The organism is Sphingomonas sp. (assembly GCF_031372575.1).
Taxonomy (GTDB): domain Bacteria; phylum Pseudomonadota; class Alphaproteobacteria; order Sphingomonadales; family Sphingomonadaceae; genus Sphingomicrobium.
Genome location: NZ_JANMLM010000006.1, coordinates 1 through 6,138, shown reverse-complemented (window position 1 = coordinate 6,138; position 6,138 = coordinate 1). Strand labels below are relative to the sequence as shown.

Sequence of the window (6,138 nt, the reverse complement as noted above, 5' to 3'; positions counted from 1 at the left end):
GATGACGAGGCAATCGACGAGGTGCACACCACGGCGGATGATGTCGAGATGGCCGAGCGTCAGCGGGTCGAAGGTGCCGGGATAGACCCCGATGCGATGCAGGCTCATCGATCACGCTCCGTCACGAAATGGGCAATGGCGCGGAGCAAGTCAGCTTCTTCGCCATGGCTTGCTAGATGCTCGATCGCTTGGTCCACAAGCATGCTCGCCTGAAGCCGTGCGCGCTCCTCGCCAAGCAACGACACAAAAGTCGCCTTGCCCGCGCTTGCATCCTTGCCGACCTTCTTGCCCGCGGTTTGCGCGTCGCCCGAATGGTCGATCAGATCGTCGGCGATCTGGAAGGCGAGGCCGATGTTGCGCGCATAACCGCGATAGGGCGTCCGCGAATCGGCTGGCAGACGGGCGAGGATACAGGCCGATTCGACCGCATATTCGATCAAGGCACCGGTCTTGAGCTGCTGGAGCCGGGTGATCGCGGCCAGGTCGAGCGTTTCGCCTTCCGCCGCCAGATCGAGCATCTGCCCGCCGCCCATCCCCGACAGTCCAGACGCGCTGGCCAGCTCGAGCACCAGTTCGGCGCGGGCTGAGGGTTCGGGACAGGTGACCGGGTCGGACAATATTTCAAACGCCAGGTCGTGGAAGCAATCGCCGGCGAGGATTGCGGTGGCTTCGTCATACGCCTTGTGGACGGTCGGCTTGCCCCGGCGAAGATCATCATTGTCCATCGCCGGCAGATCGTCGTGGATCAGGCTGTAGACGTGGATCGCCTCGATCGCCGTGCCGACGCGGATCGCGCGATCCTCGTCGATCCCGAACAAGCGCGAGGCGGCAACGGCGAGCAAAGGCCGCAATTTCTTGCCGCCACCAATTGCCGCATGGCGCATTGCCGCGAACAGCCGGTCGCGCGGGTCGCCCGGGGGCTCGAGCAACTGGGCGAAGATCGAATCGACTGCGCCCGCGATCCGCCGTGCCTCGGCGTCGAGATCAATAGCAGGGCGCTCGATCATCTTAGTCGACATCGAACGGCACCGTTCCGGCGGGCTGGCCATCGGTACCGATCGAGATTTGCTCGATCCGCTCCTGCGCGGCCTTGAGGCGGGCCTCGCAATGGCGCTTCAGCCGGTCGCCGCGCTGATAGAGTTCGATCGAATTGTCGAGCGGCTCGCTCCCCACTTCCAGAGTGCGGACGATCGTCTCGAGTTCGGCCAGCGCGGCCTCGAAACTCAACTGGTCAATGCTCGTCGCTTCCATGGCTCAGGCTTGTCCCCGACACGCGTTCGAATGGCAAGTCAGCGCTTGAACGGATCCTTGATTCCCGGGACAATCTCGTCCGAAGTGTCGACCTCGCCAGCTTCGGCAGCGACCAAAGCAGCCTCGGCATCGCGGGCGTGCTGGTCGCGTTCGTCGCGAAGCTCCTGGATCAGCGCCGCACGATCGCTGTCGAAGCGCGTGTCGGTCGGTGCCGGGGTACCGGCCGCCTTCTGCGCCTTGATCACCGCCGCGTCCAATTCGCGCTGCGACGTCAGGCCAAGGGTGACCGGATCCTTGGGCTGAATATTGGCCATGTTCCAGTGACTGCGGTCGCGGATCGCGCCGATCGTGGTGCGGGTGGTGCCGATCAGCTTGCCGATCTGGCCGTCCGACACTTCGGGATGGTTGCGGATGATCCACGCGATCCCGTCGGGCTTGTCCTGGCGTTTCGACACCGGAGTGTAGCGCGGGCCCTTGGTGCGGGTGATCGGGTCCGGCTCCTTGTGCATCGTGAGCACATAATCGGGATCGGCCTGGCCCTTCTCGATTTCCTCATGGGTCAGTTCATTGGCGCGGATCGGATCGCGGCCGGTCAGCTTGGTCGCCGCAGTATCATCGGCGATGGCCTGGATCTCGAGGATATGAAGCCCGCAGAATTCAGCAATCTGGGTGAATGCGAGCGAAGTGTTGTCCACCAGCCAGGCGGCGGTGGCATGGGGCATGAGCGGCTGGGCCACACGAAGTCTCCTGAAAACAAGTTGGGCCGCCCCTTCCCGGAGCGGCCACAGTGCCATTCGATCTAGTCTTGTAGGGGCCGAAGGGCAAGCGGAGTCTGGTCCGAGCCTAGAGGCTCGACCGTCGGAAAAGACCAACGGTCAAAGCGCGACTAAGGTTTCGGCATGTGATAGACGAATGTTGCCGAACGCTTTGTCGAGAAGGAAGGACCCTCGATGACCAACGCGCTTAAGTTTTCCACCGCCAACGCCAGAATCTCCCTTCTCTCGCTTGCATTGCTCGGGACGATTTCGTGCGGTGACCAAAAGGCGGAGCAAGTCGAAGCGCAGAAAGTGTCGATGAAGAATTCCGGGAAAATAGCGACGATCCCAACCCGATCAACCTACACGACTGCGGCCGAAAAGTTCTGCTATTGGAACGACAAGAAATATTCTGACGGCGCAATGGTTTGCGATAGTAAACGGCGTTTCAAATGTTGGACCGACAAATGGGTCGACATCGGCAATTGCTGAGCCGTTAAGTCTCCAAGACGATCTTGCCGACGTGCTCGCCGCTTTCCATCCGCGCGTGGGCGGCGGCGGCTTCGGCCAAGGGAAACACCTTCTCGATCACTGGCTTGAGGCGATTGCCCTCCACATAGGGCCAGACGGTCTTGGCGAGTTCGTCGGCGACCATCGTCTTGAACTGGACGTCGCGCGGACGCAGCGTCGATCCGGTCAGCGTCAGGCGGCGGCGCATGATCTCCATGATCGGGACTTCGGCCGTCGCGCCGCGCTGGAAGGCAATCGAGACGTGGCGACCGTCGTCGGCCATGCAAGCGAGGTTGCGCGGCAGATAATCGCCGCCGACCATGTCGAGCACGACGTCGACCCCCTTGCCGCAGGTGATCTGTTTGACCGCCTCGACGAAGTCTTTGTCGCGATAATTGATCGCATGGGCCGCGCCGATCGCCTTGGCCGCAGTGCATTTGTCATCGCTGCCACAGGTGACAATCACTTGAAGCCCGAACAATTTGCCGAGCAGGATCGCCATCGTCCCAATCCCGCTAGTGCCGCCATGAACCAGCACGGTGTCGCCATCGGCCGCAAAGCCGCGCTCGAACAGGTTTACCCACACGGTGAACAGGGTCTCGGGCATTGCCGCAGCCTCGGTCATTCGGAGCACTTCAGGGACCGGCAAACAGGTGCCCATCGGCGCGACGCAATATTGGGCATAGCCGCCGCCCGCCACCAGCGCGCACACGCGGCGGCCGATCAGCATGTCCGCTCCCGGCCCCGCTGCGACGACCGTCCCGGCAATCTCCAGTCCCGGCAGATCCGACGCGCCGGGCGGCGGCGGATACGCCCCCATCCGCTGCAGCACATCGGGGCGATTGACCCCGGCGGCGGCAACGCGGACCAGCACTTCGTCGGCCCCCGGCTGCGGCACCGGCCGTTCGACCAGCCGCAGCACCTCGGGCCCGCCGGGGGCGGAAATTTCGACTGCCTGCATATGCTTGGGGATGTTCACGACGCGCCTTATTGACAGCGCCTCGCGATCGGTCAACGCTGCATCGCATGGACGAGGACGACTTCTTTTCCACCCGGCCGACCGATCCGGTGACCCTGGTCTGCAAGCAGGAGCTGGGGCCGCTGTCGGTGACCGAGCTCGACGAGCGGATCGCCTTGCTCAAAGGCGAGATCGCGCGGGTCGAGGATCACATGGCCGCAACTCAGGCCCACCGCAGCGCCGCCGATGAGCTGTTCAAGCGATCGTAACCCCGTTTCCGGCGGTTCGGTGCATTCTTGCGCCGCGCGCCCCTCGATTAGTTATCAGGCCTTGATCGCCGCCACCTTATTGCCGACATAAGGGGTCAAGGAGCTAACCGATGCCCAGTTTTGCCCGCGAACTCGAACAGTCCCTTCACAATGCGCTCGGCGAGGCGTCGAAGCGGCGGCATGAATATGCGACGCTCGAACATTTGCTGATGGCGCTGATCGACGATGAACATGCGTCGAAGGTGATGACTGCATGCGGGGTCAATCGCGACGAGCTGAAGGCGACGGTCAAACATTATCTCGACAATGAGCTTGGTGCATTGGTCGCCGACAGTGCGACCGACCCGACCCCGACCAGCGGGTTCCAGCGGGTGGTGCAGCGCGCGATCCTCCACGTCCAGTCATCGGGCCGCGACGATGTAACGGGGGCCAACGTCCTGGTCGCCTTGTTCAGCGAGCGCGAAAGCTATGCCGTATATTTCCTGCAGCAGCAGGATATGAGCCGATTGGATGCAGTGACCTACATCAGCCACGGCGTCGGCATGGGCGACGCCGAGCCCGAGGCGCGCGATGTCAGCGGGACCGGAACCGAAGACAAGACCGAGGCCAAGCCAGCCGACAAGAAGGAAAGCGCGCTCCAGCAGTTTACCGTCAATCTCAACGACAAGGCCAAGGCGGGCAAGGTCGATCCATTGATCGGGCGGATGGCCGAGGTCGACCGGACGGTGCAGATCCTTTGCCGCCGCTCGAAAAATAACCCGCTGTATGTCGGCGACCCTGGAGTCGGGAAGACCGCGATTGCGGAAGGGCTAGCGCGCAAGATCATCGAAGGCGATGTCCCCGAGGTGTTGAAGCCGGCGGTGATCTACTCGCTCGACATGGGCGCGTTGCTGGCCGGCACGCGCTATCGCGGCGATTTTGAGGAGCGGCTCAAGTCGGTCGTCAACGAGCTTGAAAAGCTGCCCGATGCGATCCTGTTTATCGACGAAATCCACACCGTCATCGGCGCTGGCGCAACCAGCGGCGGGGCGATGGACGCGTCCAATCTGCTCAAGCCCGCGCTAAGTTCGGGCGCGATCCGCTGCATCGGCTCGACCACCTACAAGGAATTCCGCAATCATTTCGAAAAGGACCGCGCCTTGCTGCGCCGGTTCCAGAAGATCGACGTCAACGAACCGACGGTCGAAGATACGATCAAGATCATCGCCGGCCTGCGCTCCTCGTTCGAGCAGCATCACAAGGTTCGCTACACGTCGGACGCGATCAAGTCGGCAGTCGAGCTGTCGGCGCGCTACATCCACGACCGCAAATTGCCCGACAAGGCGATCGACGTGATCGACGAGGTTGGTGCGATGCAAATGCTCGTACCCCCGAGCCGCCGCAAGAAAACCATCACCACGAAGGAAATTGAGGCGGTGGTGGCGACGATGGCGCGGATCCCGCCGAAATCGGTGTCGAGCGACGACAAGCGCGCACTCGAGACGCTCGAGACCGACCTTAAGCGCGTAGTGTTCGGGCAGGATCTGGCGATTGAGCGGTTGGCCTCGGCGATCAAGCTGAGCCGCGCTGGACTGCGCGATCCCGACAAGCCGATCGGCAATTATCTCTTCTCCGGCCCCACGGGCGTCGGCAAGACCGAGGTCGCCCGTCAGCTGGCGTCGGTAATGGGCATTCCGCTGCAGCGGTTCGACATGTCCGAATATATGGAGCGCCATTCGGTCAGCCGATTGAACGGTGCTCCGCCGGGCTATGTCGGCTACGACCAGGGCGGATTGCTGACCGATGCGGTCGATCAGCAGCCCCACAGCGTGTTGCTGCTCGACGAGATCGAGAAAGCCCATCCCGATCTGTTCAACATCCTGTTGCAGGTGATGGATAATGGCAAGCTGACCGATCACCACGGCAAGACGGTTGATTTCCGCAATACCATCCTGATCATGACCACCAATGCCGGCGCCGCCGACATGGCGCGTGAAGGCATCGGGTTCGGCGCGCTGAGCCGCGACGATGTCCAGGAAGATGCGATCAAGAAGATGTTCACCCCCGAATTCCGCAACCGCCTCGATGCGGTGGTGCCGTTCGGCTATCTGCCGCCCGCGGGAGTTGCGCGGGTGGTCGACAAGTTCATCCTGCAGATGGAAATGCAGCTCGCCGATCGCAACGTCCACATCCAGCTCGACGATGAAGCGCGCGAATGGCTGACCACCAAGGGCTATGACAAGATGAACGGCGCACGCCCGATGGGCCGCCTGATGCAGGAGAAGATCAAGCAACCGCTGGCCGAGGAATTGCTATTCGGCAAACTGGTCGACGGCGGCGAGGTCAAGGTCCGCATCAAGGACAACCAGCCGTCGTTCGAAATTGTCTCTGCGCCGCCCAAGGCGTCCAAGGTGCG

8 protein-coding genes are annotated in these 6,138 nt (G+C 62.5%); 3 read left to right on the top strand and 5 right to left on the bottom strand.

The features are described 5' to 3' along the window. The 4 genes from RMN73_RS00540 to RMN73_RS00525 all read right to left on the bottom strand — a co-directional run. Positions 1 to 108, bottom strand: a 108-nt coding sequence (locus RMN73_RS00540; protein WP_309601368.1) for an adenylyltransferase/cytidyltransferase family protein, incomplete at its 3' end; no start/stop codon positions are given. Next, positions 105 to 1,019 carry a farnesyl diphosphate synthase gene (locus RMN73_RS00535; protein ID WP_309601366.1) on the bottom strand — a complete coding sequence of 305 codons (915 nt, stop codon included), beginning with the start codon at positions 1,017 to 1,019 and terminating at the stop codon, positions 105 to 107. The genes RMN73_RS00540 and RMN73_RS00535, both read right to left, overlap by 4 nt. After that, complete coding sequence (locus tag RMN73_RS00530; RefSeq protein ID WP_309601365.1) at positions 1,009 to 1,251, bottom strand: exodeoxyribonuclease VII small subunit; 243 nt, start codon at positions 1,249 to 1,251, stop codon at positions 1,009 to 1,011. Before RMN73_RS00530 ends, RMN73_RS00535 begins: the two co-directional genes overlap by 11 nt. Before the next feature lie 38 nt (positions 1,252 to 1,289). Then, entirely contained in the window at positions 1,290 to 1,988 is a 699-nt protein-coding gene (locus tag RMN73_RS00525; RefSeq protein WP_309601364.1) for a DUF1013 domain-containing protein, read from the bottom strand. A 213-nt stretch (positions 1,989 to 2,201) separates the two neighbouring features. On the opposite strand from RMN73_RS00525, the gene RMN73_RS00520 reads away from it, so the two are divergent. Beyond that, entirely contained in the window at positions 2,202 to 2,498 is a 297-nt protein-coding gene (locus RMN73_RS00520) for a DUF1496 domain-containing protein (protein ID WP_309601363.1), read from the top strand. A gap of 4 nt (positions 2,499 to 2,502) precedes the next feature. Here RMN73_RS00520 and RMN73_RS00515 read toward each other — a convergent pair whose 3' ends face one another. Beyond that, on the bottom strand, positions 2,503 to 3,477 hold the full coding sequence (locus tag RMN73_RS00515; RefSeq protein ID WP_309601367.1) for an NAD(P)H-quinone oxidoreductase: 975 nt from the start codon (positions 3,475 to 3,477) through the stop codon (positions 2,503 to 2,505). Between the two features lie 65 nt (positions 3,478 to 3,542). Between RMN73_RS00515 and RMN73_RS00510 the strand changes: the two genes are divergently transcribed. Together RMN73_RS00510 and clpA are read left to right on the top strand one after the other, a co-directional pair. Continuing rightward, positions 3,543 to 3,743 carry a DUF1192 domain-containing protein gene (locus tag RMN73_RS00510; RefSeq protein ID WP_309601362.1) on the top strand — a complete coding sequence of 67 codons (201 nt, stop codon included), beginning with the start codon at positions 3,543 to 3,545 and terminating at the stop codon, positions 3,741 to 3,743. A 110-nt stretch (positions 3,744 to 3,853) separates the two neighbouring features. Continuing rightward, a partial coding sequence (clpA, locus tag RMN73_RS00505) for an ATP-dependent Clp protease ATP-binding subunit ClpA (protein ID WP_309601361.1) occupies positions 3,854 to 6,138 on the top strand: 2,285 nt, incomplete at its 3' end.

Excerpts from the sequence above, each read along its gene's own strand:
- RMN73_RS00520 (WP_309601363.1), top strand. The coding sequence starts at position 2,202 with ATGACCAACGCGCTTAAGTTTTCCACCGCCAACGCCAGAATCTCCCTT.
- RMN73_RS00535 (WP_309601366.1), bottom strand. The coding sequence starts at position 1,019 with ATGTCGACTAAGATGATCGAGCGCCCTGCTATTGATCTCGACGCCGAG.
- RMN73_RS00515 (WP_309601367.1), bottom strand. The coding sequence starts at position 3,477 with ATGCAGGCAGTCGAAATTTCCGCCCCCGGCGGGCCCGAGGTGCTGCGG.
- RMN73_RS00530 (WP_309601365.1), bottom strand. The coding sequence starts at position 1,251 with ATGGAAGCGACGAGCATTGACCAGTTGAGTTTCGAGGCCGCGCTGGCC.
- RMN73_RS00510 (WP_309601362.1), top strand. The coding sequence starts at position 3,543 with ATGGACGAGGACGACTTCTTTTCCACCCGGCCGACCGATCCGGTGACC.